At 76.9% G+C, this 1,573-nt stretch carries 2 protein-coding genes; one reads left to right on the top strand and one right to left on the bottom strand.

Annotated features, from left to right (window positions below; translation table 11 throughout):
• Nucleotides 1-272, bottom strand: a 272-nt coding sequence (locus AB0F10_RS45540) for a hypothetical protein (RefSeq protein WP_360640846.1), incomplete at its 3' end; no start/stop codon positions are given.
• A 93-nt stretch (nucleotides 273-365) separates the two neighbouring features.
• On the opposite strand from AB0F10_RS45540, the gene AB0F10_RS45535 reads away from it, so the two are divergent.
• A partial coding sequence (locus AB0F10_RS45535) for a hypothetical protein (RefSeq protein WP_360640844.1) occupies nucleotides 366-1,573 on the top strand: 1,208 nt, incomplete at its 3' end.

The following is a 1,573-nucleotide window of genomic DNA, read 5'->3' as shown; positions in this document are numbered from 1 at the left end:
GGCCGGCCGTCCAGCGCGGCCAGGGGGGTGATCCGGTCGCCGAAGCGCGCCCGCTCCCGTTCGATCCGGCCGCGCAGCAGGTCGTGCTCGGCAACCGCCCGGTCTATTCGGTCGTGTGCCGTCCAGGCGCGTTGCTGGCGCTCGGCGAGCCGGTCGCCGGCCGCGCCCGCCAGCGCGCCGACGCCCCGGGCAGCCAGATAGCCCCCGCCGAGCACCAGGCCGCCCGCCACCAGGGCCGGGGCCAGGAACACCACTCCGACTTCCGCACTCACGTTTCACGCACCTGACGACGACGAATCGGGACGCCCCCCTCTGACGGACCGGGTGCTGTCCGTCAGAGAGGGGCGACAGCTGAGGAGGATCTGATGCAGGAGCGCGACGTCGTCCGGCTGTACGCGGGCATCGTGTCCGCCGCCGCCGGCCGCGGCGACCTCGACGTGGCGGTCGCCGACTTCCACCGGCTCGCCCGGGACACGCCGGGGCTCCCGGTGCTGGCCGCCGCCCTCGTCGAGGCGATCGTCCGATCCGGACAGCCGGTACGCCCGTCGCTGGCCCGCGCCGTGCGGGACCTGCTGCGGGTGGCGCAGACCGATCCGCCGACCGGTACGCAGTGGGCACGGACCCGCGGCGCGGCCGAGGTGACGGCCATCGTGCAGGAGGTGCTCGACGACGACGCGGCCGACGTGGGCGCGGCCCTCGCCCGGCTGGACGAGATAGGCCGCGACAGCGGCGACGACCCGGTGCTGCGGCCGCTCCTCGAGTCGGCGCGGTGGGGAATGCGGGTGGCCCGCGCCGGCCAGGAGGGCGACTCCGCCGCGATCGCCGGGCTGCCGGCCGACGTCGACAGGTTCCTCGCCGGCCTTCCGGAGGCGGATCGCCACGGTCCGACGGGCCGGATGCTGGCCCGGGGAGCCGGCCTGATGGCCGCGCACGAGCGCGGCGAGAACGTCCTGCCGGACCTGCTCGAGATGCTGTCCGCCTTCCAGGCGAGCTGCCCGGACGACTCGCTGCGCGACGTGGCCGGGCAGGCGGCGGACACGCTCCGCCCGCTCGCCGCGATGATGTCGGGCGACGATGTGCCCGCCGGCGTCGCGCCGGTCAGCCCGGACGGGGACCCGCTTCGGCACGCCGTCGCCGGCCAGGCCGCGCTGGACATCGGCCGGGAACGGGATCCCGCCCGGGTCGCCGCCGGGATCGGCCACCTGCGCCGCGCCCTGGACCTCGCCGGGCCGGGCCACTCCCAGCGGGTCTTCCACCTCGTCGGCCTGGCCGCCGGGCTGTTCCGGCGCAGCGAGCTGACGAACGACGCGGCGGACCTGCGGGAGGCGCGCACGCTGCTGGAGGAGGCCCGCGAGCTGGCCGGCGGCCCGCGGCACCCGCAGTGGCAGATGCTCAACGAGATGCTCTCCGACGCCGGCCGGCTGCTGGCGAGTGGCCCGGACTCCCACCGCGCCGGCATCGAGGGTCTGCGCGCCAACGCCTGGAAGGCACTGGTCCAGCCCGACCTCCGCGGCGTCACGATCGCCGTGCGGGACGCCGCCAGCGCCGCCGTCGACGTGGCGCGCGGCTGCCT

It is taken from the genome of Actinoplanes sp. NPDC026623 (assembly GCF_040638275.1).
GTDB lineage: Bacteria > Actinomycetota > Actinomycetes > Mycobacteriales > Micromonosporaceae > Actinoplanes.
This window is presented reverse-complemented; position numbering and strand designations above follow the sequence as displayed.